Annotated in this window: 28 protein-coding genes; 19 read left to right on the top strand and 9 right to left on the bottom strand. The window is 74.5% G+C overall.

Features of this window, described 5'->3' with window-relative positions; genetic code table 11:
* Positions 1-5: 5 nt before the first annotated feature.
* Positions 6-569 carry an NAD(P)H-dependent oxidoreductase gene (locus ACZ7D7_RS17435; protein WP_470825223.1) on the top strand — a complete coding sequence of 188 codons (564 nt, stop codon included), beginning with the start codon at positions 6-8 and terminating at the stop codon, positions 567-569.
* Between the two features lie 52 nt (positions 570-621).
* Here ACZ7D7_RS17435 and ACZ7D7_RS17430 read toward each other — a convergent pair whose 3' ends face one another.
* Positions 622-1554 (bottom strand): LysR family transcriptional regulator, encoded by a 933-nt coding sequence (locus ACZ7D7_RS17430; RefSeq protein ID WP_470825222.1) that lies wholly within the window; start codon positions 1552-1554, stop codon positions 622-624.
* A gap of 124 nt (positions 1555-1678) precedes the next feature.
* On the opposite strand from ACZ7D7_RS17430, the gene ACZ7D7_RS17425 reads away from it, so the two are divergent.
* The 3 genes from ACZ7D7_RS17425 (at position 1679) to ACZ7D7_RS17415 (ending at position 3680) form a co-directional block, all read left to right on the top strand.
* Positions 1679-1897: a hypothetical protein gene (locus ACZ7D7_RS17425; protein ID WP_470825221.1), complete on the top strand. Its 219-nt coding sequence runs from the start codon at positions 1679-1681 to the stop codon at positions 1895-1897.
* A 101-nt stretch (positions 1898-1998) separates the two neighbouring features.
* Complete coding sequence (locus tag ACZ7D7_RS17420) at positions 1999-2457, top strand: MarR family winged helix-turn-helix transcriptional regulator (protein WP_470825220.1); 459 nt, start codon at positions 1999-2001, stop codon at positions 2455-2457.
* Between the two features lie 32 nt (positions 2458-2489).
* Entirely contained in the window at positions 2490-3680 is a 1191-nt protein-coding gene (locus tag ACZ7D7_RS17415) for a CaiB/BaiF CoA transferase family protein (RefSeq protein ID WP_470825219.1), read from the top strand.
* Between the two features lie 12 nt (positions 3681-3692).
* Here ACZ7D7_RS17415 and ACZ7D7_RS17410 read toward each other — a convergent pair whose 3' ends face one another.
* Entirely contained in the window at positions 3693-4349 is a 657-nt protein-coding gene (locus ACZ7D7_RS17410; RefSeq protein ID WP_470825217.1) for a phosphoribosyltransferase, read from the bottom strand.
* Between the two features lie 285 nt (positions 4350-4634).
* Here ACZ7D7_RS17410 and ACZ7D7_RS17405 point away from each other — a divergent pair, with 285 nt between their 5' ends.
* Both ACZ7D7_RS17405 and ACZ7D7_RS17400 read left to right on the top strand, forming a co-directional pair.
* Positions 4635-5846, top strand: coding sequence for a polysaccharide pyruvyl transferase family protein (locus ACZ7D7_RS17405; RefSeq protein ID WP_470825216.1), 1212 nt, complete (start codon positions 4635-4637; stop codon positions 5844-5846).
* A 25-nt stretch (positions 5847-5871) separates the two neighbouring features.
* The gene (locus ACZ7D7_RS17400; protein ID WP_470825215.1) at positions 5872-7311 is read left to right on the top strand and encodes an FAD-dependent oxidoreductase; all 1440 of its coding nucleotides are present in this window, start codon (positions 5872-5874) and stop codon (positions 7309-7311) included.
* A gap of 21 nt (positions 7312-7332) precedes the next feature.
* Here the strand turns inward: ACZ7D7_RS17400 and ACZ7D7_RS17395 are convergent, their stop codons facing one another.
* Positions 7333-7989, bottom strand: a complete 657-nt coding sequence (locus ACZ7D7_RS17395; RefSeq protein WP_470825214.1) for a dienelactone hydrolase family protein — start codon at positions 7987-7989, stop codon at positions 7333-7335.
* A 151-nt stretch (positions 7990-8140) separates the two neighbouring features.
* On the opposite strand from ACZ7D7_RS17395, the gene ACZ7D7_RS17390 reads away from it, so the two are divergent.
* Both ACZ7D7_RS17390 and ACZ7D7_RS17385 read left to right on the top strand, forming a co-directional pair.
* Positions 8141-8596: an archease gene (locus ACZ7D7_RS17390; RefSeq protein WP_470825212.1), complete on the top strand. Its 456-nt coding sequence runs from the start codon at positions 8141-8143 to the stop codon at positions 8594-8596.
* Between the two features lie 138 nt (positions 8597-8734).
* A complete protein-coding gene (locus ACZ7D7_RS17385; RefSeq protein WP_470825211.1) occupies positions 8735-9187 on the top strand; it encodes a YbhB/YbcL family Raf kinase inhibitor-like protein in 453 nt (150 codons plus the stop codon).
* Between the two features lie 6 nt (positions 9188-9193).
* Here ACZ7D7_RS17385 and ACZ7D7_RS17380 read toward each other — a convergent pair whose 3' ends face one another.
* Positions 9194-9535: a DUF6343 family protein gene (locus ACZ7D7_RS17380; RefSeq protein ID WP_470825209.1), complete on the bottom strand. Its 342-nt coding sequence runs from the start codon at positions 9533-9535 to the stop codon at positions 9194-9196.
* Positions 9536-9689: 154 nt separating this feature from the next.
* Positions 9690-10118 carry a VOC family protein gene (locus ACZ7D7_RS17375; protein WP_470825208.1) on the bottom strand — a complete coding sequence of 143 codons (429 nt, stop codon included), beginning with the start codon at positions 10116-10118 and terminating at the stop codon, positions 9690-9692.
* A gap of 241 nt (positions 10119-10359) precedes the next feature.
* Here ACZ7D7_RS17375 and ACZ7D7_RS17370 point away from each other — a divergent pair, with 241 nt between their 5' ends.
* The 3 genes from ACZ7D7_RS17370 to ACZ7D7_RS17360 all read left to right on the top strand — a co-directional run bounded on the left by ACZ7D7_RS17370 (position 10360) and on the right by ACZ7D7_RS17360 (position 13147).
* Positions 10360-10998 carry a LysE family translocator gene (locus tag ACZ7D7_RS17370; protein WP_470825207.1) on the top strand — a complete coding sequence of 213 codons (639 nt, stop codon included), beginning with the start codon at positions 10360-10362 and terminating at the stop codon, positions 10996-10998.
* A 250-nt stretch (positions 10999-11248) separates the two neighbouring features.
* Positions 11249-12673, top strand: a complete 1425-nt coding sequence (locus ACZ7D7_RS17365) for an amidase (protein WP_470825206.1) — start codon at positions 11249-11251, stop codon at positions 12671-12673.
* Between the two features lie 9 nt (positions 12674-12682).
* Positions 12683-13147 (top strand): type II toxin-antitoxin system PemK/MazF family toxin, encoded by a 465-nt coding sequence (locus ACZ7D7_RS17360; protein ID WP_470825205.1) that lies wholly within the window; start codon positions 12683-12685, stop codon positions 13145-13147.
* Positions 13148-13192: 45 nt separating this feature from the next.
* Here ACZ7D7_RS17360 and ACZ7D7_RS17355 read toward each other — a convergent pair whose 3' ends face one another.
* Positions 13193-14044 (bottom strand): TIGR02452 family protein, encoded by an 852-nt coding sequence (locus ACZ7D7_RS17355; RefSeq protein WP_470825204.1) that lies wholly within the window; start codon positions 14042-14044, stop codon positions 13193-13195.
* 287 nt (positions 14045-14331) lie between these two features.
* Between ACZ7D7_RS17355 and egtA the strand changes: the two genes are divergently transcribed.
* Genes egtA through egtD form a run of 4 tightly spaced genes read left to right on the top strand, consistent with a single transcriptional unit; the run spans position 14332 to position 18735 of the window.
* Entirely contained in the window at positions 14332-15672 is a 1341-nt protein-coding gene (gene egtA, locus ACZ7D7_RS17350; RefSeq protein ID WP_470825356.1) for an ergothioneine biosynthesis glutamate--cysteine ligase EgtA, read from the top strand.
* Positions 15669-16985 carry an ergothioneine biosynthesis protein EgtB gene (egtB, locus tag ACZ7D7_RS17345; RefSeq protein WP_470825202.1) on the top strand — a complete coding sequence of 439 codons (1317 nt, stop codon included), beginning with the start codon at positions 15669-15671 and terminating at the stop codon, positions 16983-16985. Before egtA ends, egtB begins: the two co-directional genes overlap by 4 nt.
* Positions 16985-17776: an ergothioneine biosynthesis protein EgtC gene (egtC, locus tag ACZ7D7_RS17340; protein WP_470825201.1), complete on the top strand. Its 792-nt coding sequence runs from the start codon at positions 16985-16987 to the stop codon at positions 17774-17776. The genes egtB and egtC overlap by 1 nt, the downstream gene beginning before the upstream one ends.
* The gene (gene egtD / locus ACZ7D7_RS17335; protein WP_470825200.1) at positions 17773-18735 is read left to right on the top strand and encodes an L-histidine N(alpha)-methyltransferase; all 963 of its coding nucleotides are present in this window, start codon (positions 17773-17775) and stop codon (positions 18733-18735) included. Before egtC ends, egtD begins: the two co-directional genes overlap by 4 nt.
* Positions 18736-18813: 78 nt before the next feature.
* On the opposite strand, the gene ACZ7D7_RS17330 is transcribed toward egtD, so the two are convergent.
* Positions 18814-20073 carry an extracellular solute-binding protein gene (locus ACZ7D7_RS17330; protein ID WP_470825199.1) on the bottom strand — a complete coding sequence of 420 codons (1260 nt, stop codon included), beginning with the start codon at positions 20071-20073 and terminating at the stop codon, positions 18814-18816.
* A gap of 222 nt (positions 20074-20295) precedes the next feature.
* On the opposite strand from ACZ7D7_RS17330, the gene ACZ7D7_RS17325 reads away from it, so the two are divergent.
* Entirely contained in the window at positions 20296-20511 is a 216-nt protein-coding gene (locus tag ACZ7D7_RS17325; protein ID WP_470825197.1) for a dodecin, read from the top strand.
* Between the two features lie 36 nt (positions 20512-20547).
* Here the strand turns inward: ACZ7D7_RS17325 and ACZ7D7_RS17320 are convergent, their stop codons facing one another.
* The gene (locus ACZ7D7_RS17320) at positions 20548-21039 is read right to left on the bottom strand and encodes a phosphatase domain-containing protein (protein WP_470825195.1); all 492 of its coding nucleotides are present in this window, start codon (positions 21037-21039) and stop codon (positions 20548-20550) included.
* Between the two features lie 160 nt (positions 21040-21199).
* On the opposite strand from ACZ7D7_RS17320, the gene rpmF reads away from it, so the two are divergent.
* The 3 genes from rpmF to ACZ7D7_RS17305 are packed head-to-tail and all read left to right on the top strand — an operon-like array spanning position 21200 to position 23601.
* Positions 21200-21370 carry a 50S ribosomal protein L32 gene (gene rpmF / locus ACZ7D7_RS17315; RefSeq protein ID WP_101375277.1) on the top strand — a complete coding sequence of 57 codons (171 nt, stop codon included), beginning with the start codon at positions 21200-21202 and terminating at the stop codon, positions 21368-21370.
* A gap of 4 nt (positions 21371-21374) precedes the next feature.
* A complete protein-coding gene (locus tag ACZ7D7_RS17310) occupies positions 21375-22553 on the top strand; it encodes a GTP-binding protein (RefSeq protein WP_470825193.1) in 1179 nt (392 codons plus the stop codon).
* Between the two features lie 49 nt (positions 22554-22602).
* Positions 22603-23601 carry an LLM class flavin-dependent oxidoreductase gene (locus ACZ7D7_RS17305; RefSeq protein ID WP_470825192.1) on the top strand — a complete coding sequence of 333 codons (999 nt, stop codon included), beginning with the start codon at positions 22603-22605 and terminating at the stop codon, positions 23599-23601.
* A 63-nt stretch (positions 23602-23664) separates the two neighbouring features.
* Here the strand turns inward: ACZ7D7_RS17305 and ACZ7D7_RS17300 are convergent, their stop codons facing one another.
* A complete protein-coding gene (locus ACZ7D7_RS17300; RefSeq protein ID WP_470825191.1) occupies positions 23665-24981 on the bottom strand; it encodes a phytase in 1317 nt (438 codons plus the stop codon).
* Between the last annotated feature and the right edge of the window lie 87 nt (positions 24982-25068).

Raw genomic sequence — 25068 nt, 5'->3', positions numbered from 1 at the left:
TTCCCATGTCAGTTCGCATTCTCGCGCTCGTCGGCAGCCTGCGCGCCGGTTCGCACAACCGCCAGCTCGCCGAGGCGGCCGTCAAGCTCGCCCCCGAGGGTGCCGAGGTGGACCTCTTCGAGGGCCTGGCGGACATTCCGTTCTACAACGAGGACATCGACGTCGAGGGCTCTGCCCCGGCCGCCGCGCTGAAGCTGCGCGAGGCCGCCGGGTCCGCCGACGCGCTGCTGCTGTTCACGCCGGAGTACAACGGCACGATCCCGGCCGTACTGAAGAACGCCATCGACTGGCTGTCGCGGCCGTACGGTGCCGGGGCGCTCAGCGGCAAGCCGGTCGCCGTGGTCGGCACCGCGTTCGGTCAGTACGGCGGTGTGTGGGCGCAGGACGAGACGCGGAAGTCGCTGGGCGTGGCCGGCGGCAAGGTGCTGGAGGACGTCAAGCTGGCGATCCCCGGGTCCGTGACGCGGTTCGCCGAGACGCACCCCGCCGACGACGCGGAGGTCGCCGCGCAGCTGACCGAGGTCGTGACCCGGGTGCAGGGGCTGGTGTCGGAGGCCGCCGCGGCCTGACGCACGTCGGTCGCGCGGGGCGCGGGAGTACGGAGTGCGCCCCCCACCTGCCCTACGGCGACTGCGGCGCGGGGTGCGCCCAGGCCACCGCCTCCGTCGCCAGGTCGCGCAGTCCCCCGAGGGCCGCCTGGACCGCCGGGCGGGTGCGGACGCCGCCCCGCGTGCAGGTCAGGAGTTTGCGGTGCGGGTTGCCCGTGCAGCGGACCCGGGTGATCGGCAGGTGGGGCGTGAGCTGGGCCAGGCGGGGAATCAGGGCGACGCCCAGGCCGTGGGCCACCAGGTGGGCGGTGACGTTCCAGTCGAGGACGTGGTGGACCACGTCGGGCGTGAAGCCGGCGGCGCCGCACGCCGACATGACGTGCGGGCGGCAGGGACTGTCCGGAACCGGGGCGATCCAGGGCTCGCGGGCCGCCTCGGAGAGGTCGATCCGGGCGTGGCCGGCGAGCGGGTGGTTCTCGGGTACCACCAGGTCGAACGGGTCGTCCAGCAGAGGCTGTTGGTCGAATCGCGTGTCGCCGAGCGGCGGGTTGCGCGGGGTCGCCTCGACGACGGCCAGGTCGGTCTCGCCCTCGAAGAGCAGGTCGAAGCACTCCGGGACACCGGCCTCCGTGATGTGCACGGACAGGCGGGGATGCCGCTCCCCCAGGCGTACGGCCATGGGGGCGAGCAGGACCGAGACGGCGACCGGGAAGCCCGTGACGCGCAGCAGGCCCGCGGGCTCCCCGTCGTCCGCGCGCAGGTCGAGCTCGGCCTGTTCCCAGCGCGCCTGGATCGCGTCCGCGTGGGCCAGCAGGCTCTCGGCGGCCGGGGTGAGGCGGACGCCGCGGCCCTGCGGTTCGAGCAGGTCGACGCCCAGGTCCCGGGCCAGTTGGCGGATCTGCTGGGACGCGGCGGACGGGGTGAAGTGCAGGGCGCGGGCGGCGGCGGTGACCGTTCCGTAGTGGGCGACCGCCCTGAGGACGTGCAGCCGGCGCAGGTCAATCATGAAGTCCACGCTTCACGGTGACGTCCACAAAGTCAACCTGGACGTGTACGGAGCGTGTACCGCACGCTTGGTGTGTCGCGACGGGCGGAACAGCCAACACGTCGTCCCACACGAAGGAGTCGCCATGACCAGCACGACCGGCCCCCTCTGCCCGCACTGCGGCTGGCCGGACGGCGCCGAGCCCTTCCAGGTGGTGTCCTGCCACACCACCGGGGCAGGGAGCACGGTGTGGACGCGTTGCGGCTGCGGATCGCTCCAGATGCGCGTGGTCGACACGTGCGGCACCCGGGTCGTCTCGCGCAGCCGGCCCCCGGTGACCGAGTCGAGCGCGGCGTGGGGCTGACGACCGCTCACGCGGGTGCCGGGCGGGCGCGGGTATTTTCGGCGATGCCATACCCTGGAGACCGGCCGGTTCGGACCGGTTCGGACGGAGGAACAGGGACCATGACGGCGACGGATCCGGCGCTCACCGCCCTCGCGCAGGGCTGGTGCGCCCTCTCCCTGCTGCACGGCAGGATCGAGGCGCACATCGAGCGCGCCCTGCAGTCCCGGCACGACCTGAGCGTGCGCGAGTACTCGCTGCTCGACGTCCTCAGCCGGCAGCACGAGGGCGACGGCGGGCACCTCCAGATGAAGCAGGTCGCCGACGCGGTGGTGCTCAGCCAGAGCGCCACCACCCGGCTGGTGACCCGGCTCGAGGACCGCGGGCTGCTGGAGCGGTACCTGTGCCCGACCGACCGGCGCGGCATCTACACCAACGTCACCGAGGCGGGCCTGAAGCTGCTCGGCGAGGCCCGGCCCACGAACGAGGCCGCCCTGCGCGAAGCCCTCGACAAGGCCGCCGCCGACCCCGAACTCGCCCCGCTCGTACGCGCCGTCGAGGCGCTGCACGCCCCCGCCTGACCGCCGCCGCACCAGCCCCAGGAGCGACAGGAATGAACGTGCGGCATCCGCTGTCCGGGATCACCGTGGTCAGCCTGGAGCAGGCGGTGGCCGCTCCCTACGCCACCCGGCAGCTCGCCGACCTGGGCGCCCGGGTCATCAAGGTGGAGCGGCCCGGCGAGGGGGACTTCGCCCGGCGCTACGACACGACCGTGCACGGGCACTCCAGCTATTTCGTCTGGCTGAACCGGTCGAAGGAGTCCCTGACCCTCGATCTGAAGGATCCGCGGGGCATCGAGGTCCTGCACCACCTCCTCGCCGGCGCCGACGTGTTCGTGCAGAACCTCGCTCCGGGCGCCACGGACCGGCTGGGCCTCGGCACCGACGTGCTGACGCGGCGCCACCCGCGGCTCGTCCCCTGCACGATCTCCGGCTACGGCACGACCGGGCCGTGGGCCGACCGGAAGTCGTACGACCTGCTGGTGCAGTGCCAGACCGGCCTGGTGTCCCTGACCGGCACCCCCGAGGAGACCGCCCGCACCGGGATATCCGTCGCCGACATCGCCGCCGGGATGTACGCGTACAGCGGCGTCCTCACCGCCCTCTACACGCGGGCCACCACCGGCGTGGCGCACCCGGTGGAGGTGTCCCTGTTCGAGGCGCTGGCCGAGTGGATGGGGCAGCCCGCCTACTACACGCGGTACGGCGGAAGCCAGCCGCCGCGGCTGGGCACGCAGCACGCCACGATCGCGCCGTACGGCACCTATCGCGCCGCCGACGGCAAGGAGGTGCTGTTCTCCATCCAGAACGAGCGCGAGTGGGCCGGGCTGTGCGCCGAGTTCCTCGGCCGGCCCGAGCTCACCGCGGACCCGCGCTTCGCGACCGGCTCCGACCGGGTCGCCCACCGCACCGAACTCAACGCGGTCGTCGCCGAGCGGTGCGCCCGCTCCGACGCAGCCGAACTGCTGGAGCGGCTCCGGGCCATCGGCATCGCCTGCGCCGGTGTCAACGACGTCGCCGCGTTCCTCGACCATCCCGTACTCGCCGGCCGCGACCGCTGGCGGGAGGTCGCCGTGCCCGGCGGCGCGACGGTCGAGGCACTGCTGCCGCCGGCCGACCTGGCGGGGACGGAGCCGCGCATGGACCCGGTACCGGCGGTCGGCGAGCACACCGACGCGATCCTGGCCGAACTCGGCCGCTCCCCCGCCGACATCGCCGCCCTGCGCGCGGACGGCGTGGTCTGACCCGGTGGAGGTCTAGCCTCCCACCGTGCGCTGGGCGCGCAGGGCCGCCAGTACGTCCTCGTCCGTCAGCTGCTCGAAGTCGTCGTACCACTGGCCGACGGCCATGAACGCCTCCGGCCGGTGCGGGCAGACGACGAGGTCGGCCTCCGTGCTCAGTGACCTCGCCGCTTCCGGGGAGCCGACCGGCACGGCCAGCACGGTCCGGGCGGGGGCACGGCGGCGCAGCGCGCGCAGGGCGGCGCGGGCGGTCGAGCCGGTCGCCAGTCCGTCGTCGACGACGATCACCGTGCGGCCCCGGACCTCGGGGGCGGGGCGGCCCTGCCGGTAGCGCTCCTCGCGGCGCCGCAGCTCGGTCCGCTCCCGTTCCACGACGGGCGCCAGGTCGTCCGGGCCGAGACCCAGGCGGGCCAGGGCATCGTCGTCGTACAAGGGCTCGTCGTCCCCGGCGAGTGCGCCCACGCCGTACTCCTCGTGGTGGGGCGCGCCGATCTTCCGCACGACGAGCACGTCGAGCGGGGCGTCCAGGGCGTGGGCGACCTCGCGGGCGACGGTGACGCCGCCGCGCGGCAGGGCGAGGACGAGGGGATCGGGAAGGCCCCCGGCCTCGCGGAGTTCGCGCAGTTCCCCGGCCAGTTCCCGCCCGGCCTGACGGCGATCACGGAACAGCATGGCCGTCGTGCCTCCTTCCCGCACCGGAGGACGGGCCCCGGCCCGCTCCGGAAGTCGCGCCCCGCGTACCCCTCCTCGCCCCGCCGATGCACGCCGGCACGGCGGGGCCAGGTCCGCAAGCGGGAAACTCGCCGGATCGGGTGCGTTTCCCGCCGGGCAGGTGAGGCAACCCGGCACCCTGCGCGGGCGCGACCGCCGCTGCGTCATGGGCGGCCGGGCCCGCCGTACCCCGGCGAGGTCCGCGCCGTGCGCACCCGCCCGATCCCCACCGACGGGAGACTTCGGATGACCACTGCCCCCTCGCTGCCCGCCCGGTCGGGCCCGCGCATCGGCGTGCTCGGTTCCTACGGCGGTTTCAACATCGGCGACGAGTCGATCCTGTCCTGCGTGCTGGGCTGTCTGCGGTCACTGCGGCCCGACGCGCGGCTGGTGGTGTTCAGCCGCAACGCCGAGCACACCCGGGCCCACCACCAAGCCGCCGACCAGGTGCTCGACTGGGAGGGCGTGAGCCTCAACCACGTCCTGGACACGCTGGCCTCCCTCGACCTGCTGGTGCTGGGCGGCGGCGGCATCCTCTACGACGGTGAGGCGCGCCGCTACCTGCGGCTGGTGCGGGCCGCCCAGGAGCGCGGCGTGCGCACGTTCGCGTACGCGGTGGGCGCCGGCCCGCTGCGGGAGCGGGACGACCGGGAGGCGGTGCGGACCGTACTGGCGGAGATGGACGACGTCGTGGTGCGCGACGAGGAGTCCCGGCTGGTGCTGGAGGAGGTCGGCCTGGAGCGGGAGGTCGTCGTCACGGCGGACCCGGCGCTGCTGCTGCGGCCGGAGCCGTTCACCGACGCGATGATGCGCGACGAGGGCGTGCCGACCGACGCCCGGCTGGTCGGCATGTCGGTGCGCGAGCCCGGCCGGGCCGCGGAGAAGCTCGACGAGGGCGACTACCACGCGCTGCTCGCCGACGTCGCCGACTTCCTGGTGCGGCGGCTGAACGCGCACGTGGTGTTCCTGCCGATGGAACGGCACGACGTCCGGCACGCGCACGCCGTGCTGTCCCACATGACCGCCCCCGACCAGGGCCGCATCCTGCACGGCTCGTACAGCCCGGGACAGGTCCTCGGGTTCATGCGGCACCTGGACCTGGCCGTCGGCATGCGGCTGCACTTCGTGATCTTCGCGGCGCTGTCCGGTCTTCCGGTGCTGCCGCTGCCGTACTCCGGGAAGGTCTTCGACTTCGCCCGCCGTGTGGGGAGCCCGGCGCTCGTGGGTGTGGCCCGGCAGCAGGCGGGGCTGCTGCTCGCGGAGGTGGACCGGCTGTGGGACGAGTTCCCGGAGCGCCGGGACGCCCTCAACGCCCGCGTCCGGGAGCTGCGCACGACGGCCACGCAGACCTGCGACCGGTGCGGCGACCTGCTGGACGACATCGACGGCGGCCGGTCGGCCCCCGCCTCGGAGCCGGCGGATCTCACCGTCCCGTCGGCGGGCTCCCTGAGCGTGTGACCGGGCCGGACGCGGAAGGACAGCGATGCCGATCCTGCGACAGCCCTCCAATCCGGAAACCGTCACCCTGCCGTCCCGGCCGGCCCAGCACGGCGGCCGGGTCGACGTGCTGGTGGTGGGCGGCGGACCCGCGGGGTGCGCCGCCGCGGTGGCCGCCGCCGACGCCGGGGCGGACGTCGCCCTGGTGGAGCGGTACGGGTTCCTCGGCGGCAACGCCACCGCGGCGCTCGTCATGCCGCTGATGTCGTTCCACAACGAGCACAAGCAGGCCACCTTCACGGAGTCGGGCGACGACGCACGGCTGCTGCCCACCGACCACGGCGAGGGCGAGCCGGTCGTCGCGGGCGTGCTGTGGCGGCTGATGGACCAGTTGCTGTCGCGGGGCGGCGCGCTGAAGCCGTCCCCGAGGACCGGGTACACCGTGCCGTTCGACCCGGAGCTGTTCAAGCTGGTGCTGCTCGACATGATGGACGAGTCGGGGGTGCGGGTGCTGTTCCACGCCTTCGCCTCGACGGCACTGCGCCTGGACGACGGCTGGCGGGTGGTGTTCGAGACCAAGTCGGGGCCGGTGGTGATCGACGCGTCGGTGGTGGTGGACGGCACCGGCGACGGCGACGTCGCGGCGGCCTGCGGGGCGCCGTACGAGATCGGGCGGCGCGAGGACGGTCTCGTGCAGCCGATGACGCTGATGTTCCGCGTCGCCGACTTCGCCCGGGCGGACTTCGCGGACTACGTGCGCGCGCATCCCGACCAGTGGCGCGGCGTGCACGGTCTGTGGGACCTGGTGGAGGAGGCGCGGGCGGACGGCGACCTGCGGCTGCCGCGCGAGGACATCCTGTTCTTCGGCACGCCGCACCCCCGTGAGGTCAGCGTCAACAGCACGCGCGTGAACCGGGTGCTCGGCACCAGCGTGTGGGACCTGACCCGCGCCGAGTACACCGCACGCCGCCAGCTCGCCCAGATCGACCGCTTCCTGCGCACGCGCGTGCCCGGCTTCGAGGAGTCCTACGTCGTGCAGTCCGGCACGCACATCGGGGTGCGCGAGACGCGGCGGGTGCTGGGCGACTACCAGCTCACCGGCCACGACATCCTGGGCGCCCGGCCGTTCCCGGACGTCGTCGCGCACGGCGCGTACCCGGTCGACATCCACAACCCGCGCGGTTCCGGCACGGTCCTCAAGCGCGTGCCGATGGGCCAGTTCTACGACATCCCGCTGCGCTGCCTCGTGCCGCGCGGCACGGAGCGGCTGCTGGTGGCGGGGCGCTGCATCTCCGGCACGCACGTGGCGCACTCCTCGTACCGGGTGATGCCGATCGCGATGGCGACCGGGCAGGCGGCGGGGGTGTGCGCGGCGCTGACGGTGCGGCACGGGCACGGTCCGCGGGGTGTGCCGTACCGGCTGGTGCAGCGCGAACTGCTGCGGCAGGGCGCGCGGTTGAGGATCACGACGCCGTCGGCCGGGTGAACCGCCGGGGAGATCGCCGGGTCAGTCGGTGGGGGCGCCCACGTGCGCGTCGCACCAGCGGCGGGCCGCGTCGGCGACCCGTTCCAGCGCGCCGGGCTCCTCGAAGAGGTGGGTCGCGCCGGGCACCACGTGCACCCGGTGCGGCGCCCGCAGCCGCCGCGCCGCCTCCTCGTTGAGGCGCAGCACCTCCCGGTCGTCGCCGCCGACGATCAGCAGCACGGGCGCGCGTACGGCGTCGAGGGCCTCGTCGGCGAGGTCGGGCCGGCCGCCCCGGGACACCACGGCCACCACCCGGTCGGGCCGCTCGGCGGCGGCGACCAGGGCCGCTGCGGCGCCGGTGCTCGCGCCGAACAGGGCGACGGGCAGCGCGGCGGTCTCCGGCCGGCCGGCGAGCCAGTCGGTCGCGGCGACCAGACGGCGGCCCAGCAGGGGGATGTCGAAGCGGTGCTCGGCGGTCCGCAGGTCCCGCTGTTCCTCCTCCTCGCTGAGCAGGTCCATCAGCAGGGTGCCGAGGCCGGCCGTGCGCAGGTCGGCGGCCACCTGCCGGTTGCGCGGGCTGTGCCGGGAGCTGCCGCTGCCGTGCGCGAACAGCACCACGCCGCGCGCGGCGTCCGGCAGGTCGAGGTCGCCGGCGAGTGACACGCCGTCGGCGGGGACCCGGACCAGGCGGGAGATCATCGCGATCGCCCCTTCTCACTCGTGGGTGCGGTCCGTTCTCACCGGCCGGGTACCCAGGGCGGGCCTGCGCAGGGCCGGCCGCTTCCGTCCTTCCGGTACAACGGGCGGTCCGGGACCGCATGTGTGTCCGGCGCGAGGGAAGACGGTGGGGATGGTGGGTGAAGCGGACGACGACAGGCAGGCCCGGCGGCAGGGTGAGAGCGGGCACCGCGCGGTGCCGCACAGCGACGACATCCGCGTCGAGGCGTGGGCGGCGGACCGTGAGCGCTGCCTGGCGGAGGCGGTGCTGGGCATGGTGGAGTCCTTCGCCGACGTGTCCGGGGTACGGGCCACGGGCGTGGACCGGGTCCGGCTGGCCGAGGGCAGCGACGACGATCTGCTGGCGACGCTGCTCGACGAGGTGCTCTACCGGCTGGAGGCGCACGGGCAGGTGCCGGTGGACGTCGAGGCGGAGGACGTCGAGGGCGGCCTCGACATCCGGCTGGCGGTCGCCCGGCTCCGGGAGGTGGAGATCACCGGGTCGGCGCCGAGAGCCGTCGAATGGCAGGACCTGCACATCGGGCCGGACGCGTACGGCTGGTCGTGCGCGGTGACGCTGGACGCGTGAGGCGCGGGGCGCGGAGCGCTGGGGTGACGGGGGGGCCGGGGTGGCGGGGCCTCCGCGTGACGGGGGCGGGCGGGCACTGCGGGGCGGCGGGGCGGCGGCGCGCGCATGCCCCGGGTCGAGAGGGGTACTTCGGGCCCCATGTCCGGCATCGACCTCCGCAGCAGCGCATTCGACGATCACGCCCCCATCGCGCGCCACTACGCGCTGGAGGGCGAGAACGTGTCCCCTCCCCTGTCCTGGAGCGGCGTCCCGGACGACGCGGCCGAGCTGGTGCTGGTGTGCGAGGACCCCGACGCGCCGTCGGGCACCTTCGTGCACTGGATCGTCGTGGGCGTCGACCCGCACAGCGACGGCGTCGGCGCCGGACAGGTACCGCCGGGCGGCACGGAGCTCGTCAACGGGTACGGCCGGGAGGGCTGGGGCGGCCCGCACCCGCCGCCCGGTGACGACCCGCACCACTACGTCTTCCGGCTGCTCGCCCTCTCCGAGCCCTGCGTCCTGTCCGACGCGCCGACCGCCGACGAGGTGCACCGCGCGGTCGGGGAACGGCGGCTGGCGGAGGGCGAGTTGGTGGGCCTCTACCGGCGCTGACCGGCGTCAGCGGCCCCGCGGCCCGCCCCGTTCCCGGCGCAGGCGGCGTCCGACGACCCACAGGTCCACGGCCGCCGTCAGCGCGAGCACTCCGCAGACGACGGCCAGGACGACGAGTTCGCCGCGGTCGAGAGCGGCTCCGGGCTCCGCGGCGGCGGCCAGCACCGCGAAGAGCACGGTGGCCGCGACGAACAGCGGCAGGAAGAGAGCCGCGAGCAGTCGGCGCGTACGCACCGCGCTCTGGGCCGTCCACGGTTCGGTGCCGGTCCGGGGCCACCGGCGGCCGAACGCGCCGGACCGCGCCCGCGGGACCGGCCGCTCGGGGCGGTCCGTACGTCGACTGCTCACGCGGCCTCCTCACCACTCGGCTCCCCGCCCGCGTAACCGGCACGCGGACGGGTAAACCGGGTGGGCCGGTGAACCGGACGGGCCGGTCGACCGGGTCGCCGGCGAACCGAGTGGTCGGGTGACCGGCCGGTGAGGCGCCGCTCGGGGCGAGGGCTCAGACGGCGCCGGGGACCGGCTCCGTGACGCCGTTGAGCGGCGACGCCGGATCGGTGCCGTAGGGGCGGGTGAAGACCTCCAGGCCGTGGCCCGCGGGGTCGGTGAAGTACACGCCGCGCCCGCCGTCGTTGCGGTTGATGCGGCCCGGGTGGCGGCCCTGCGGGTCGGCCTGGACGGGCACGCGGTCCGCGACGAGACGGGCGAGGACCTCGTCGAACTCGTCCTCGGAGACGAGGAACGCGTAGTGCTGCACGGGGATGTCGATGCCGACGGTCGCGAAGTCCAGCGTGACGCCGTTCGCGGTCGTCACGGGCAGGAACATCCCGGCCGGTTCCCCGACCTCCAGGCCGAGGACACGGGCGAGGAATCGGGCGGACTTCTCCCGGTCGCGGGAGAGAACGATGGTGTGGTTGAACTCGACTGACACGGGCAATGCCTCCACGGGCATCTCCACGGCGCCTCCATGCCTCACCCGGCCGGTGACCGACACGCGATGCCGCGCCGGGATCGTAGGCAGGACCTTCCGAGCACGTCCACCGATTTCCGGCCGCCCCGGCCATGGACGGCGCTGACGTCCGGTCTCGCCGGGGAAATCCCGTCGTCGGGGAAATCCGGTTGCCGGAGAAATCCGGTTGCCGCGGCGTGCCCCGCACGTCTTGCATGGCCGCATGGTGTCCACCGACCGTCTGGCCGCCTTCGCGGCGATGTCCTTCCTGCTGATCGTGATCCCGGGCCCGAGCGTGCTGTTCGTGATCGGGCGGGCGCTCGCGCAGGGCCGTCGCGCCGCGCTGACCACGGTCGTCGGGAACACCGCCGGCGCCTACGTCCTCGTCGCGGCCGTCGCCCTCGGTGTCGGGTCCGTCGTGGAGCGCTCGGTCCTCGTCTTCACGGCGCTGAAGCTGGCGGGCGCCGCCTACCTCGTGCACCTGGGGGTGCGGGCGTGGCGGGACCGGGGCGCGCTGCGGGCCGTGTTCGCCGGTGAGGCGCCCGCGCCCGGGGGACGGCGGACGTTCTGGGAGGGCTTCGTGGTCGGGGTGACCAATCCGAAGACGATCGTGTTCTTCGCGGCGGTGCTGCCGCAGTTCGTGGATCCGGACCGCGGCGGCGTGGTGGCCCAGGTGCTGCTGCTCGGCCTCGTCTTCAACGTGATCGCGGTGGCCTGCGACAGCGTCTGGGGGCTGGTCGCGGCCGGCGCCCGGGACTGGTTCGCGCGTTCGCCGGGGCGGCTGTCCCTGGTCGGCGGGGCGGGCGGGCTGTCCATGATCGGCCTCGGCGTCACGGTGGCGGTGACCGGCCGCAAGGACTGACGCCGGCCCCACAGGGACGGTGTTCGTGGGCGTAGTGGCGCGGGAAGGTGGACGCCTGCTTCTCGGTGGTGCTGCTGGAGGCCGTCACCACGGGCAGGTTGAGCAGTCCGGACTGCTTCTGCCGAACGCCACGCGTGGCCGCGCATGACGGTGTGAATACCTGTGAACTGCCCGCCGCGCCAAGGGCGTTCCGTCACCCGCCGCCCGACGTTACTGTTCGGTAGACACCGTGCTCCCGGAGGTGGCCCGCATGACGCCGACGCCCGACCGTGCCGCGGGACTGGTCGAGTCCGCCCGTGCGCTGGCCGCCGGGGACGTCACCTCCCGCGCGCTGGTCGAGCGGGCGCTGGCGCGGATCGAGGCGACGCGGCGATCGCTGAACGCCTTCCGGGTCGTGCGGGCCGAGCGGGCCCTCGCCGAGGCCGACGCCGCCGACCGTCGACTCGCCGCCGGGGAACGGCTGCCGCTGCTCGGGGTGCCCGTGGCGGTGAAGGACGACATGGACGTGGCGGGCGAGCCGACGGCGTTCGGCTGCCCCGGCGAGTTCCCGCCGGCCGCCGAGGACGGCGAGGCGGTGCGGCGGCTGTGCGCGGCGGGAGCCGTGGTCGTCGGCAAGACCAACACCTGCGAGCTGGGGCAGTGGCCGTTCACGGAGGGGCCCGCGTTCGGCGCGACCCGCAATCCGTGGCACCCCGGGCACACGCCGGGCGGCTCGTCCGGCGGTTCGGCCGCCGCGGTCGCCGCCGGTCTGGTGCCGGCGGCGCTCGGCTCGGACGGCGCCGGATCGGTGCGCATCCCGGCCGCCTGGACCCATCTCGTCGGCATCAAGCCGCAGCGCGGCCGGATATCGACCTGGCCGCGCGCCGAGTCGTTCCAGGGCATCACCGTCAACGGCACCCTGGCCCGCACGGTCGCCGACGCCGCCCTGCTGCTCGACGCCGCGAGCGGCAATCACGACGGCGACCTGCACCGGCCGCCGTCCGTCGACGCCCGGGCGGCGGCCCGCCGCGACCCCGGCCGGCTGCGCGTCGCGCTCTCCCTGAAACCGCCCTTCACGGCGCTGCCCGCCCGGCTGCACCCCGAGGTGCGGGCCCGCGTGGTCGAACTCGCGGAGCGGCTCGCCGCTTCGGGGCACCGCGTCGAGGAGGCCGACCCGCCCTACGGGCCGATCGGGCTGACGTTCCTGCCGCGCGCCACCGCGGGGATCGCCGAGTGGGCCCGCGAGGTGCCCTGCCCCGCGCTGCTCGACCGGCGCACCCGGGACGCCGCCCGGCTCGGCCGGCTGCTGGGCGGCGCGCCGCTGCGGGCCGCGCGGCGGGCGGAGGCGGCGCTGCGGCGTCGCGTCGGCGCGTTCTTCACGTCGTACGACGTGGTCCTCGCGCCCACCACGGCGACTCCCCCACCGCGCATCGGCGCGCTGCTGGAGCTCGGCGGGTTCGCCACCGACCGGGCGATGATCGCCGCCTGCCCCTACGCCTGGCCGTGGAACGTCCTCGGCTGGCCCGGTGTGAACGTCCCCGCCGGGTTCACCGCCGACGGACTGCCCGTCGGCGCGCAGCTCCTCGGCCCGGCGAACAGCGAGCCCCTGCTGGTGTCGCTGGCCGCGCAACTGGAGGCGGACCTGCGGTGGTACGAGGCGTGGCCGACGGGGCGGGTGACGCCGGTCGGGTCGTGAGCCGTTAGCGTGACGCCCGTGACTTCCTCCACCGACGGCACCGCAGAGCACGCCCCCGGCCGGTACGGCCCCACCGCCACGACCGAGGCCGACGCCGCTTCGGCCGGGCGGGTGCGCACCGAGTACTCCCCCGCGTACGACGGCGACCCCGACCCGGGCGAGATCGTCTGGACGTGGGTGCCCTACGAGGAGAACGACGGCCGGGGCAAGGACCGCCCGGTGCTCGTCGTCGCCCGCGAGGCCGCCGGCACCCTGCTCGCCGTGCAGCTGTCGAGCAAGCGGCACGACGGCGACCGCGAGTGGGTCCCGATCGGCAGCGGGCCGTGGGACCGGACGGGGCGCGAGTCGTGGGTGGACGTGGACCGGGTGCTGCGCCTGCACGACGGCGGCATGCGGCGGGAGGCGTGCGCGCTGGACCGGATGCGCTTCAACCTCGTACGGCAGCGGCTGCGCGAGCGCTACGGCTGGCGCTGAAGCCCGGAGGCCGGCCCCGAAGCCGGGCCGTCGCGCGGTCCGGCGTCACGGGGTGCCGCTCCGCCGTGGGACGCGTGCTGTGCCCGCCGGGCGCGCGAAGGCACGGGCGAAGGCCTCCCTGACGTCCCCGCCCGGTGTCCGGTCCAGGACGCCGAAGGTCACGTGCGCGAACGCTCCCGCGAAGCGGCCCCCGGCCCCCAGCAGGGCCCGGAACGCGTCTGCGACCTGCGCCGGGTCGTTCTGGAAGACCCCGCAGCCCCAGGCACCCAGCACCAGCCGCCGGTGGCCGCGGGCCGCGGCCGTCTCCAGGACGCGCTCGGCCCGGGTCGCCAGCGCGGCCGGCAGGGCGGCGGCGCGTTCCGGTGCCGTGCGGCGGACGACGCCCGCGTTCGGTGCGGCGGCGGTCAGGAAGGCCACCGTGTACGGCTCGTCCAGCAGGTGGCCGCGGTCGTCGCGGAAGACGGGTACGCCGGGCGAGTGGATGACGCGGTCTGTGTAGAACGGGTCGCGGTGGGCGCGGTGGTGGTCGTAGAACTCCCGGGCCCGCAGCAGGCAGGTGTGCAGCGCGGACGCCCGGCACAGGGCCTCCTCCTGGCCCTGTGCTCCGTTCAGGTAGCCGCCGCCCGGGTTGCGGGCGGAGGCGAAGTTCAGGACGGCCGTCCCGGGGCCGAGGCGGCGTGCGGCCTCCAGGCTGCTCTCGCCGGTGACCTCGATCAGGGTGTCGAGGCGCGGCGCGTCCGGCACCGGGACCGGGCCGGGCCCGTACGTCCGGGTGCCCGCGCGCGCCGCCTCGACCGCCGCCGCGATCGGCACCTCGCGCCCGTCGGACGCGCGGTAGCCGCCCGCCGTGACGATCTCCTCGGTCCCCCGGGCGATACCGCGCAGCCGCGCGCTCATGGCGCCACCCCCGTGGACGCCTCGGGCCCGCGTGACGCGCCCTCCCCCGTCGTGTTCATGACGGCATCGTGAGCGATCCCGCCGACGTGGCGCAACGGAGTTTTCCCGCCCGCGAACGCGGGGGAAAGCCCCAGGAAACGGAGCGGACAGCGCGGACGATCGACCGGGAACGTCCCGGATCGCCCCCTTGTGCGGAGCATCAGGAGCGTCTTGGGTGGGACGGGTGACGCTCAACCGGGCCAGAGAACCGGGTGGGTGGCATGGTGGAATCTCAGGAGGATCCCGACATGTCCGATTCATCAATAGATACGGCGGGTGACTGTACGGATTCCCGTACACCCGTCACGGAGGCAGAGGTGGAGGCCCTCGTCCGGGGCATCTGCTTCAAGACCGGCCCGCCCCGCAGCCTCGGGGTGGAAGTGGAATGGCTCGTCCACGAGCTGCGCGACCCGCGGCTGACCGTGGCGCCCGGCCGACTCGAAGCGGCCTACGCCGCACTGCGGACCGTGCCCCTGCGGTCCGCGCTCACCGTGGAACCCGGCGGCCAGCTGGAGCTCAGCTCGCCGCCCGCCGCCTCCCTCATGGAGTGCGTGCGTACCGTCTCCGCCGATCTCGACGCCGTCCGCGCGGTCCTGCGCCGCGCCGGGCTCGGTCTCGCCGGCATCGGCCACGACCCCTGGCGGGCCCCTCGCAGATTCCTGCGCCGGCCGCGCTACGACGCGATGGAGGCCTGCCTCGACCGCATCGGCCCGGCCGGCCGCGCCATGATGTGCACCTCGGCGTCGGTGCAGGTGTGCCTGGACGCCGGGTACGAGGAGCCCGGCACCCTCGGCCACGTGCGGCGCTGGTGGCTCGCCCACCAGCTGGGCGCGGTCCTGGTGGCCGCGTTCGCGAACTCCCCGCTGGCGTCCGGCCGCCCCACGGGCTGGCTGTCCACCCGGCAGCTGCGCTGGACGCAGATCGGCACCGGCCGGGCGGGCGGCCCCCGGCTGGACGCGGACCCGCGCGCCGCCTGGGCGTGGCACGTCCTGGACGCACCCGTGATGTGCGTACGTCGGGACAGCGGGCCCTGGGACGTCCCGGAGGGGCTCACGTTCCGGCAGTGGGCCCGGTCGGGGGCGCCGCGGCCGCCGACCCGGGGGGATCTCGACTACCACCTGACGACCCTGTTCCCGCCGGTCAGACCGCGCGGCCACCTGGAACTGCGCATGATCGACGCGCAGCCCGGCGAGGACGGCTGGATCGTGCCGCTCGCCGTGACGGCCGCGCTGTTCGACGATCCGGAGGCCGCCGAGACCGCCTACCGGGCGGTGAAGCCGCTGGCCGAGCGGGCGCTGGCCCTGCCCGCCCCGCACAACCCGCTGTGGCTGGCGGCGGCCCGGTACGGCCTGGCCGACACCGAGCTGCGCGAGGTCGCGGTGGTCTGCTTCACGGCGGCGCTGGAGGCCCTCCCCCGGATCGGGGCCACCGCCGAGGTCACCGGCGCCGTCGCCGCGTATCTGGACCGCCATGTCGCCCGGGGCCGCTGCCCCGCCGACGACCTGCTCGACGGGCTGCGCGCCGGGGGCCGCCCCGGCGGGGAGACGTACGGCGAGCACGGGAAGAACCGGAAGGACGTCCGCTCATGACCGAGCCCGCGACCGACGCCGAGACCCTGCGGGAGCGCGCGATCGGCTCGCTCGTCACCGCCCGCGACCGCACCACGCTGCTGACCAGCTGCGTCGAGGACCCGGACCTGACCGCGCAGCACTCGCCGCTGATGTCCCCGCTGGTGTGGGACCTCGCCCACATCGGCAACCAGGAGGAGCAGTGGCTGCTGCGGGCCGTCGCGGGCCGGGACGCGATGCGGCCCGAGATCGACGGCCTGTACGACGCCTTCGAGCACCCCCGTTCCGAGCGTCCCTCGCTGCCGCTGCTGCCGCCCGCCGAGGCCCGCGCGTACGCCGCCGAGGTGCGCGGCCGGGTCCTGGACGTGCTGGAGGGCACCGCGTTCCACGGGACGCGGCTGACCGAGGCCGGTTTCGCCTTCGGGATGATCGCGCAGCACGAACAGCAGCACGACGAGACCATGCTGATCACCCATCAGCTCCGCAAGGGCCCGCGGGCCCTGACCGCGCCCGACCCGGACCCGGTGCCGCTGTTCACCGGACCGGCGGAAGTCCTGGTGCCCGGCGGCCCGTTCACGATGGGCACCTCGACCGAGCCGTGGGCCCTGGACAACGAACGCCCCGCGCACCGGCGGGAGGTGCCGCCGTTCTGGATCGACACCACCCCGGTGACGAACGCCGCCTACCGGGCGTTCATCGAGGACGGCGGCTACGACGACCCGCGCTGGTGGACGGCGGAGGGCTGGGCGCACGTCCGGCAGCACTCCCTGCACGCCCCGCTGTTCTGGCACCGCGACGGCAAGCAGTGGCTCAGGCGCCGCTTCGGCGTGACCGAGGCCGTGCCGCCCGACGAGCCGGTGCTGCACGTGTGCTGGTACGAGGCCGACGCGTACGCCCGCTGGGCGGGCCGCCGGCTGCCCACCGAGGCCGAGTGGGAGAAGGCCGCCCGGCACGATCCCGCCGGTGACCGCTCGACGCGCTACCCGTGGGGCGACGCGGACCCGGGCCCCGAGCACGCGAACCTGGGCCAGCGGCATCTGCGTCCGGCGCCCGCCGGGAGCTACCCGGAAGGCGAGTCGCCGCTCGGGGTACGGCAGTTGATCGGCGACGTGTGGGAGTGGACGGCGAGCGACTTCCTGCCGTACCCCGGCTTCCGGGCGTTCCCGTACAAGGAGTACTCGGAGGTGTTCTTCGGCCCCGAGTACAAGGTGCTGCGGGGTGGTTCGTTCGCCGTGGACGCGGTCGCCTGCCGAGGCACCTTCCGCAACTGGGACTACCCGATCCGGCGGCAGATCTTCGCCGGGTTCCGCACGGCCCGCTCGGAGGGCCTCTGATGTGCCGTCATGTGGCGTACCTCGGGCCCGCGTTGCCGCTGGGCCGGCTGCTGGTGGAGCCGCCGCACGCCCTGTACCGGCAGTCGTGGGCGCCCCGCCGGCAGCGGTACGGGACGGTCAACGCCGACGGTTTCGGCGTCGGCTGGTACGCGGAGGGCGACCCGGTGCCCGCCCGGTACCGGCGGGCCGGACCGATCTGGGCCGACCGGTCCTTCGCCGACCTCGCGCGCGTCGTGAGCAGCACGGCGCTGCTCGCCGCGGTGCGGGACGCGACGCTGTCCGGCGCGGACGCGGAGGCCGCCGCGGCGCCGTTCGCGGACGGTCCGTGGCTGTTCAGCCACAACGGCGCGGTGGCGGGCTGGCCCGACGCGCTCGCGCCGCTCGTGCCGACGCTGCCCGCCGTCGACGTGCTGTCGCTGGAGGCCCGCAACGACTCGGCGTTCGTGTGGGCGCTGGTGCTGGCCCGGCTGCGGCGCGGCGACGACCCGGGCCAGGCGCTGGCCGACACGGTCGCCGAGGTCGCCGAGGCCTCCCCCGCGTCCCGGCTCAACCTGCTGCTGACCGACGGCGCCCGCGTCGCCGCGACCGCCTGGGGCGACACCCTGTGGTACCGCGCGCAGGGCCCGGCCACGGTCGTGGCCTCCGAGCCGTACGACGACGATCCCCGCTGGGTGGAGGTCCCCGACCGCACCCTCCTCGTGGCGAGCCGCACGGACGTGCTGCTCAGCCCGCTCAAGGAGCCGGGCGCCGACGCCCCGGCCCACGCATCCGCGAAGGAGCCCCGTACGTGAGCCCGTTCCTTCTCACCCGCACGCTGCCCGAGGACGCCAAGGAGGCCGCGCTGCGCGCCGACGTCCTCCAGGGCCTGACCGCCACGCCGAAGACGCTGCCGCCCAAGTGGTTCTACGACGCGCACGGCAGTGAACTGTTCGAGCGGATCACCGAGTTGCCCGAGTACTACCCGACGCGCGCCGAGCGGGAGATCCTCGTCGACCGCTCCGGCGAGATCGCCGCGGCGACCGGCGCCCGCACGCTGATCGAGCTGGGCTCCGGCTCCTCCGAGAAGACCCGGCACCTGCTCGACGCCCTCGACGGGCTGCGGACCTACGTGCCCGTGGACGTCAGCGAGAGCGCGCTCACCCTGGCCGGGCAGGCGCTGGTGGCCGAGCGGCCCGGGCTGCGCGTGCACGCGCTGATCGCCGACTTCACGGCCGCCCTGACACTGCCCGAGACGCCGGGGCCCCGGCTGGTGGCGTTCCTCGGCGGCACGATCGGCAATCTGCTGCCGGGCGAGCGTGCCGCGTTCCTGTCCTCGGTCCGCGCCCTGCTGGCGCCCGGCGACGCCCTGCTGCTCGGCACGGACCTCGTCAAGGACGAGGACGTGCTGGTCAGGGCGTACGACGACGCGGCCGGGGTGACGGCCGCGTTCAACAAGAACGTCCTGTCCGTCGTCAACCGCGAGCTGGGCGCCGACTTCCACCCGGACGCCTTCGACCACGTCGCGCTGTGGGACGCCGGGCGGGAGTGGATCGAGATGCGCCTCAGGTCGCGTACGGCGCAGACCGTGAAGGTGCCCGCGCTGGACCTCGCGGTCGACTTCGCGGCGGGCGAGGAACTGCGCACCGAGGTGTCGGCGAAGTTCCGCAAGGAGGGAGTGCGCGCCGAACTCGCGGCGGCCGGGCTGGACCTGGCGCGCTGGTGGACGGACGCCGCGGGCCGCTTCGCGCTGTCGCTGAGCATGGCGCGTTGAGCGCGGAGTCGGGCATCACGCGGTGAGCCCGGCGCGCTGACCGGGCCCGGCGCGCGGGAAAGCCCGCGCGCCGGGCCGTCAGTTGAGTTTCGGGCTCAGGAGTTCCGTGATGCGGCGGGAGGCGCGGCGGGCCTCCGTCACCGGGTCGGCGCCGGTGAGCACCCTCGTCATGTACGCCTTGATGGGGTTGTCCGCCTCGACGTCCGCCCACTCGGGCGTGCTGGGGGTCGCCCTGCCCTGCGCGGCCCCGGCCGCCATGGCGGCGACCCCTTCCTCGCCGGCGACGGCCTTCGCGAGGGTGGTCTTGTTGGGCACGTAGTTCATGGTGCGGGCGAGTTCGGCGTTCCACTTGGCGCCGGCGAGCGCGCCGACGACCTCGACGGCGCCGTCGCGTTCGTCGGTGTTCGCCGGGACGACGAGGTCGGAGCCGCCGGTGAAGACGGCGCCCGGCTCGGCCGCGCTCTTGCCCGGCACGGGGAAGAAGCCGAGCCTGCCCTCCAGCTCCGGGTTCTGCTTGACGATCGCGCGGGCGAGGCCGGGCACGGCGACGATCTGGGCGACCTCGCCCTCGGCGAAGACACCGGCCTGCGGCGGGTGTTCCTCGTCCGCGCCGGCCGGTCCCTCGCCGAGGGCCTGGAGCCGGCGGTAGAAGTCCATGCCGCGCAGGGCGGCCGCGCTGTCCAGGGCGCCCCGCCAGGTCCCGCCGCTCTCCTCGGCGAGGTCGCCGCCCTCGTCCCAGATGAACCCGGCGAGCGTGTACCAGTCCTGCCCGGCGAGGTAGATGCCCTGTCTGCCGTCGGAGTTGAGCTTCTCGGTGGCGGTGAGCCACTCCTCGCGGGTCTTCGGCGGCGCGGTGACGCCGGCCTGTTCGAAGAGGTCCTTGCGGTAGATGACGACGCGGTTGGCCGCGTACCAGGGGATGCCGTACTGCTGGGAGAACCGCTGGCCGGGTTCGGCGAGGCCGGGCAGCCAGTCGCGGTTGCCCCAGTTCCGCATGGACTCCAGGGTGAGGTCGAGCAGCCCGTCGCCCTCCACGTACTGCGGGACCTGGGTGTTGCCGACCTCGATGACGTCCGGCCCCGAGGTGCCGTCGGCGGCGAGGGCGGCGTGCACCTTCTCGCCGATGCCGGTCCACTGCTGGATGCGGATGTCGAGGTCGAGGTCGGGGTGGGTGCGTTCGAAGTCCTCGGTGAAGCGGTCCAGGAAGTCCTGCGAGGCGCTGTCCTTCATCAACCAGACGGTCACGGTGCGCCGCTCGCCCTCTCCTCCGGGCAGCATGCCGCAGCCGCCGAGCAGGGACGTGGTGACACAGGCGAGGGCGAGGAGGCGACGTCTCACGGAGGGTCCTGTTCTGTCTTGTGGACAGGGCTGGGAAACCCGACGTGGGGGGCCGAGCGGGGCGCTCGCACGGGCGTGACCGGGATTTTGGTATGGACCAATGCGGCGGTCAAGTGTCGCCCGCCCGGAGGTGCGACGCCTCGCGCTCCGCCGCAGCTTGGGGCACCGTGGAGTGACGCGCGACACATGCCGCACCGTCGTCACCGCGAGAGGAGCACCCGCATGTCCAACCACACGTACCGGGTCACGGAGATCGTCGGCACCTCGCCCGACGGCATCGACCAGGCGATCAGCAACGGCATCTCCCGCGCGTCGCAGACGCTGCGCAATCTCGACTGGTTCGAGGTGACCCAGGTCCGGGGCCAGATCGAGAACGGCGGCATCGCGCACTGGCAGGTGGGCCTCAAGGTGGGATTCCGCCTGGAGGACTCGGAGTGACGCGCCGCCGGCCCGCCCGGGGCGCGAACCCCGGCGTCAGGTCCGGCCCTCGCGCTCCTGCGCCACCTTCAGCTCGGCCGACGGGGTGGCCCAGTTCGCCCGTACGACGGTGAAGCCCGCCTGCTCGGCGTCCGCGCAGACCAGTTCGTCGTCGTCCACGAGGACACGGATCTCGCGGGTGCGGGCCAGGCGGCGCAGGGTCTCCAGCTTGGTGCGCCGGGCGGGGCGGCGGTCGTGGTCGCGCCGCATGTGGACCGGACCCTCGGGCAGCCCGTGGGCGGCGAGCCAGTCGAGGGTGTCCCGCCGGCACCGCTCGGGCCGTCCGGTCAGGTAGACGACCTCGCACTCCTCGGCGCTCTCGACCGCCATCGCGACGCCGTGCGGCAGCGGCGGGTCGTGGGGCGCCGCCGCGAAGAAGGCGTCCCAGTCGCGCGGCTTGCGCTCCAGGAACTTCTGCCGGTGCGCGGTGTCGGCGAGGGTGTTGTCGAGGTCGAAGACGGCGATCGGACGCTTGCTGCTGTCGGTCACACCGCCACCTTAGACAGCCGGGTCCCGCGATGGGCGCCGGTCGCCGCCCCTCCGGCTGCCGGACCGGCGGGAAATTGTTAATGGGATCCATTTTCATATAGCGTCCTCGGTGCTCGTGCGCGGTGCCCGGCACCGTCTTTCGTCCACCGAGGAGGAACCCATGGCCGTCCCCAAGCGGAAGATGTCCCGCAGCAACACCCGGCACCGCCGCGCCCAGTGGAAGGCCGCCACGCCGACGCTGGTCCCGGTCACCGTCGACGGCGTCCGGCACCTCGTCCCGCAGCACCTCGTCCGGGCCTACGAGCGCGGGCTGCTGCGCCCCGAGGGCTGATCCCGTGACCGTGGACCGACTGCCCGTCACCGTGCTCTCCGGGTTCCTCGGCGCGGGCAAGACCACTTTGCTCAACCACGTGCTGTCCGGCCGCGGCGGCCTGCGGGTGGCCGTCGTCGTCAACGACATGAGCGAGGTCAACATCGACGCCTCGCTGGTGCGCGGCGGCGAGGCGGCCCTGTCAAGGACCGAGGAGCGGCTGGTCGAGCTGACCAACGGCTGCATCTGCTGCACGCTGCGCGACGACCTGCTGGAGGAGGTCGACCGGCTCGCCCGCGAGGGACGCTTCGACCACCTCCTCATCGAGAGTTCGGGCATCTCCGAGCCGATGCCGGTGGCGGCCACCTTCGCCTTCGCCCGCGACGACGGCGCCACCCTCGGGGACGTGGCAGAGCTGGACACCATGGTCACCGTTGTGGACGCCGCGAACTTCCTCGCCGAGCTGGACAGCGGCGACGACCTCACCGAGCGCGGCCTCGCCCCGTTCGAGGACGACGAGCGCACGGTCAGTGATCTCCTCGTCGACCAGGTCGAGTTCGCCGACGTGCTGGTCCTCAACAAGCTCGACCTCGTGGACGAGACGGCGGCCGGGCGGCTGCGGGCGGCACTGCGCCGCCTCAATCCGGTCGCCCGGATCGTGCCGGCCGTGCACGGGCGGGTCGACCTCCACCAGGTGCTCGGCACCGGCCTGTTCGACCTGGAGCGCGCCCAGCAGGCACCCGGCTGGGTGCGCGAGCTGAACGGCGACCACGTGCCGGAGACCGAGGAGTACGGCATCTCCTCCACCGTGTTCCGCTCCCACCTGCCCTTCCACCCGGGCCGGTTGTGGTCGTTCGTGACGGAGGGCCTGGACGGCGGGACGTACGGGCGGGTCCTGCGCTCCAAGGGCTTCTTCACGCTGGCGTCCCGGCCGCGCGTGACGGGACTGTGGTCGCAGGCCGGCGCCGTGGCCCGCTTCGAGCCGTCCGCGGCCCGCGACGCCGACGCCCCGTACGCGCAGGAGCTGGTGTTCATCGGGACCGGCCTGGACGCCGGGGCGCTGCACGCGACGCTGACCGCCTGCCTGATGGCGCCCGGCGAACCCCTGCCACCCGACGACCCGTTCCCCGCGTGGGAGGCGCACGGCGTCGACGACGCCTGCGAGCACGAGCACGACGCGGAGCTGTCGGTACCGGCGCGGTGACGTCCGGTGAGGGCGGGAATGCCGCGGGCCGTCCGGCGTTGGAAGCAGTGTGAGTTCCGTGATCGCCGCGACCCGCTTCTCCGTCCTCGACCGCTCCCGCACCCGTGAGGGACACAGCGCGGCCGAGGCGCTGCGCGACACCGTGGCGCTGGCCCGGGAGGCGGAGCGCCTCGGCTACCACCGCTTCTGGGTGTCCGAACACCACGGGGTGCCCGGCGTCGCGGGCTCCGCGCCGACCGTGCTGGCCGCCGCCGTCGCGTCCGCGACCGGCACGATCCGGGTCGGCACCGGCGGCGTGATGCTGCCCAACCACCAACCCCTCGTCGTCGCCGAGCAGTTCGGGGTGCTGGAGTCCCTCTTCCCGGGGCGCGTCGACATGGGCCTCGGCCGCTCGGTCGGTTTCACCGACGGGGTGCGCCGGGCGCTCGGCCGGGACAAGGGCGACGCCGGCGACTTCGAGGCGCAGCTCGCGGAGCTGCTCGGCTGGTTCCGCGGCACCTCCCCCACGGGTGTGCACGCGCGGCCCGCCGAAGGGCTCACCGTGCCGCCGTTCGTGCTGGCCATGGGCGAGGGCGCCGGCATCGCGGCGCGCGCCGGGCTGCCGCTGGTGATCGGCGACCTCAGGAACCGGGAGAGGATGCGGCGCGGCGTCGACCACTACCGCGCGGCGTTCACTCCCTCCGAGTGGGCGAGCGAGCCGTACGTCGTGATCTCCGGCACGATCGCCGTCGCGGCCACGCCCGAGGAGGCGCGGCGGCTGCTGATTCCGGAGGCCTGGTCGGCGGCGTACTCCCGCACCCGCGGCACGTTCCCGCCGCTGCCGCCCGCCGAGCGGGTCGAGTCCCTGGCGATGACCGCCAAGGAGCGCGGCCTGTACGAGGCCGCGCTCGCCGGTCACCTCGCGGGCACCGAGGAGCAGGTGGCGCACGAACTGGAGACGGTGCTGAAGGAGACGGGCGCGCAGGAGGTGCTGGTCACCACCAGCACCCACGACCGGGCGGCGCTGCTGGACTCCTACCGGCGGCTCGCCTCGCTCGTGCGGGCCTGAGCGCCTGCGCGCCAGGCGGCCGTCCGCCCGGGGCGCCGACGGCACCGGGCGGACGCCACGGCGTCAGTCGGCGTCGCGGGGGTCGAACGACGTGGTGTCGACGGTCAGCGGCCGGGGGAAGGCCCCGGCGACCGCGTCCCAGCGGACCAGCTTGAAGTCGGTGCCCTCACGGTCGCCGTCGCCCGGCGTGGCCTCGCCGTCGTGGGTGACGAGCAGGCCCTTCGGGTAGCCGGCGCCGAGCGGCACGTTGACCAGGGCGGAGCCGTCGGAGTGCTGCACGCCGTCGGTGGCGGCGCTCTCGGTGACGGCGAAGGAGCCGACGTAGTCGTTGCCGCCGTCGCGCTCGTACACGGCGAAGGTGTTGTCGCCCTGGCTGGAGGCGAGGACGTAGCCCCTGCCGTCGGCGGCGTGGTAGACGGCGGCGCCCTCGGCGTCGGCGCTCAGGTGCTCACCGCCGAAGCCCGGGTCGTTCGCGGTGTCGAGGACGCACTCCTCCTCTTCCGCGTCGTAGGTCCACGGGGTGCCGTACTCGCGGACCCGGTCGACGATCCTGGGCGTGTCGAACTCCTCGTCGTCCAGGTCGATCCGCCACAGGCCGACGTCCTCCTGCGCGGCGTACAGCACGTGCTCCTCCTGGTCCACGGCCATGCCCTCGACCTGCGGGCCCTCGCCCGGGTCGGCGCACGGCGTCCAGTCGCGGCCGTTCGGCAGCCGGAAGGCGGACGGCAGGGCGAGGGTGTCCTCGGTGCGGTAGCCGACGCGGCCGCCGCGGTCCTCCAGCCGGAGCAGCCGTACGCGCGTCTCGTTGCGCTGCGACACGACGACGTACGCCTCGTCGTCGTCGCTGTAGGCGGCCAGGCCGTAGGCGGTGTGCTGCTCGTCGACCTCGGCCTCGCTCGCGGCGAAGACCGGCGCGGCGTCGGCGGCCGTCACGTCCCTCAGCGGCGGGCGGCCGGCCGCGACGGCGGCGGGGTCGATGGCGTAGGCGCGGACGCGGTCCCTGCCTCGGTCGCTGACGAGGGCCAGGTCGGTCCGGCGGCCGTTCAGTTCGAAGCCGTAGACGACGTCGACGTTGTTGAACCGGCCGACGGCGGCGTCCTCTCCGGGGGCCGGGGGCGCGGCGATGTGCTGGACGCGGCGCCCGTCGAGGCCGTAGACGTCGAGACCGGCCTCCTTGAGGGTGCCGATGACGATGCTGCGCGCCGGGTCCTTCGGGTCGACCCAGACGGCGGGGTCGTCGGCGTCGGCGTTGCCGCCCGCCTCGTCGTCGTACACGGCGGGCGTCTCGGCCCGCGCGGACACGGACACCGGCTGCTGTGCGGCGGCCGGGGTGACCATCAGGAACGCGGCGGTCAGAGCGGTCAGAGCGGAAGCGCTCACGGTACTCCTCGGTAGGGGGCGGTCGCGCGAGAGGCTAGGGGCGGCCGGTGGAGTCGAGCCGACGGAGCCGTGAACTCCGCGTGGACC

The sequence above is a fragment of the Streptomyces sp. NPDC037054 genome (assembly GCF_055606745.1).
This window is presented reverse-complemented; position numbering and strand designations above follow the sequence as displayed.

What these genes read in the sequence shown, in the direction of transcription:
- ACZ7D7_RS17435 (WP_470825223.1), top strand. Translation starts at nt 6, where the DNA reads ATGTCAGTTCGCATTCTCGCGCTCGTCGGCAGCCTGCGCGCCGGTTCG.
- ACZ7D7_RS17430 (WP_470825222.1), bottom strand. Translation starts at nt 1,554, where the DNA reads ATGATTGACCTGCGCCGGCTGCACGTCCTCAGGGCGGTCGCCCACTAC.
- ACZ7D7_RS17425 (WP_470825221.1), top strand. Translation starts at nt 1,679, where the DNA reads ATGACCAGCACGACCGGCCCCCTCTGCCCGCACTGCGGCTGGCCGGAC.
- ACZ7D7_RS17420 (WP_470825220.1), top strand. Translation starts at nt 1,999, where the DNA reads ATGACGGCGACGGATCCGGCGCTCACCGCCCTCGCGCAGGGCTGGTGC.
- ACZ7D7_RS17415 (WP_470825219.1), top strand. Translation starts at nt 2,490, where the DNA reads ATGAACGTGCGGCATCCGCTGTCCGGGATCACCGTGGTCAGCCTGGAG.
- ACZ7D7_RS17410 (WP_470825217.1), bottom strand. Translation starts at nt 4,349, where the DNA reads ATGCTGTTCCGTGATCGCCGTCAGGCCGGGCGGGAACTGGCCGGGGAA.
- ACZ7D7_RS17405 (WP_470825216.1), top strand. Translation starts at nt 4,635, where the DNA reads ATGACCACTGCCCCCTCGCTGCCCGCCCGGTCGGGCCCGCGCATCGGC.
- ACZ7D7_RS17400 (WP_470825215.1), top strand. Translation starts at nt 5,872, where the DNA reads ATGCCGATCCTGCGACAGCCCTCCAATCCGGAAACCGTCACCCTGCCG.
- ACZ7D7_RS17395 (WP_470825214.1), bottom strand. Translation starts at nt 7,989, where the DNA reads ATGATCTCCCGCCTGGTCCGGGTCCCCGCCGACGGCGTGTCACTCGCC.
- ACZ7D7_RS17390 (WP_470825212.1), top strand. Translation starts at nt 8,141, where the DNA reads ATGGTGGGTGAAGCGGACGACGACAGGCAGGCCCGGCGGCAGGGTGAG.
- ACZ7D7_RS17385 (WP_470825211.1), top strand. Translation starts at nt 8,735, where the DNA reads ATGTCCGGCATCGACCTCCGCAGCAGCGCATTCGACGATCACGCCCCC.
- ACZ7D7_RS17370 (WP_470825207.1), top strand. Translation starts at nt 10,360, where the DNA reads ATGGTGTCCACCGACCGTCTGGCCGCCTTCGCGGCGATGTCCTTCCTG.
- ACZ7D7_RS17365 (WP_470825206.1), top strand. Translation starts at nt 11,249, where the DNA reads ATGACGCCGACGCCCGACCGTGCCGCGGGACTGGTCGAGTCCGCCCGT.
- ACZ7D7_RS17355 (WP_470825204.1), bottom strand. Translation starts at nt 14,044, where the DNA reads ATGAGCGCGCGGCTGCGCGGTATCGCCCGGGGGACCGAGGAGATCGTC.
- egtA (WP_470825356.1), top strand. Translation starts at nt 14,332, where the DNA reads ATGTCCGATTCATCAATAGATACGGCGGGTGACTGTACGGATTCCCGT.
- egtB (WP_470825202.1), top strand. Translation starts at nt 15,669, where the DNA reads ATGACCGAGCCCGCGACCGACGCCGAGACCCTGCGGGAGCGCGCGATC.
- egtC (WP_470825201.1), top strand. Translation starts at nt 16,985, where the DNA reads ATGTGCCGTCATGTGGCGTACCTCGGGCCCGCGTTGCCGCTGGGCCGG.
- ACZ7D7_RS17325 (WP_470825197.1), top strand. Translation starts at nt 20,296, where the DNA reads ATGTCCAACCACACGTACCGGGTCACGGAGATCGTCGGCACCTCGCCC.
- rpmF (WP_101375277.1), top strand. Translation starts at nt 21,200, where the DNA reads ATGGCCGTCCCCAAGCGGAAGATGTCCCGCAGCAACACCCGGCACCGC.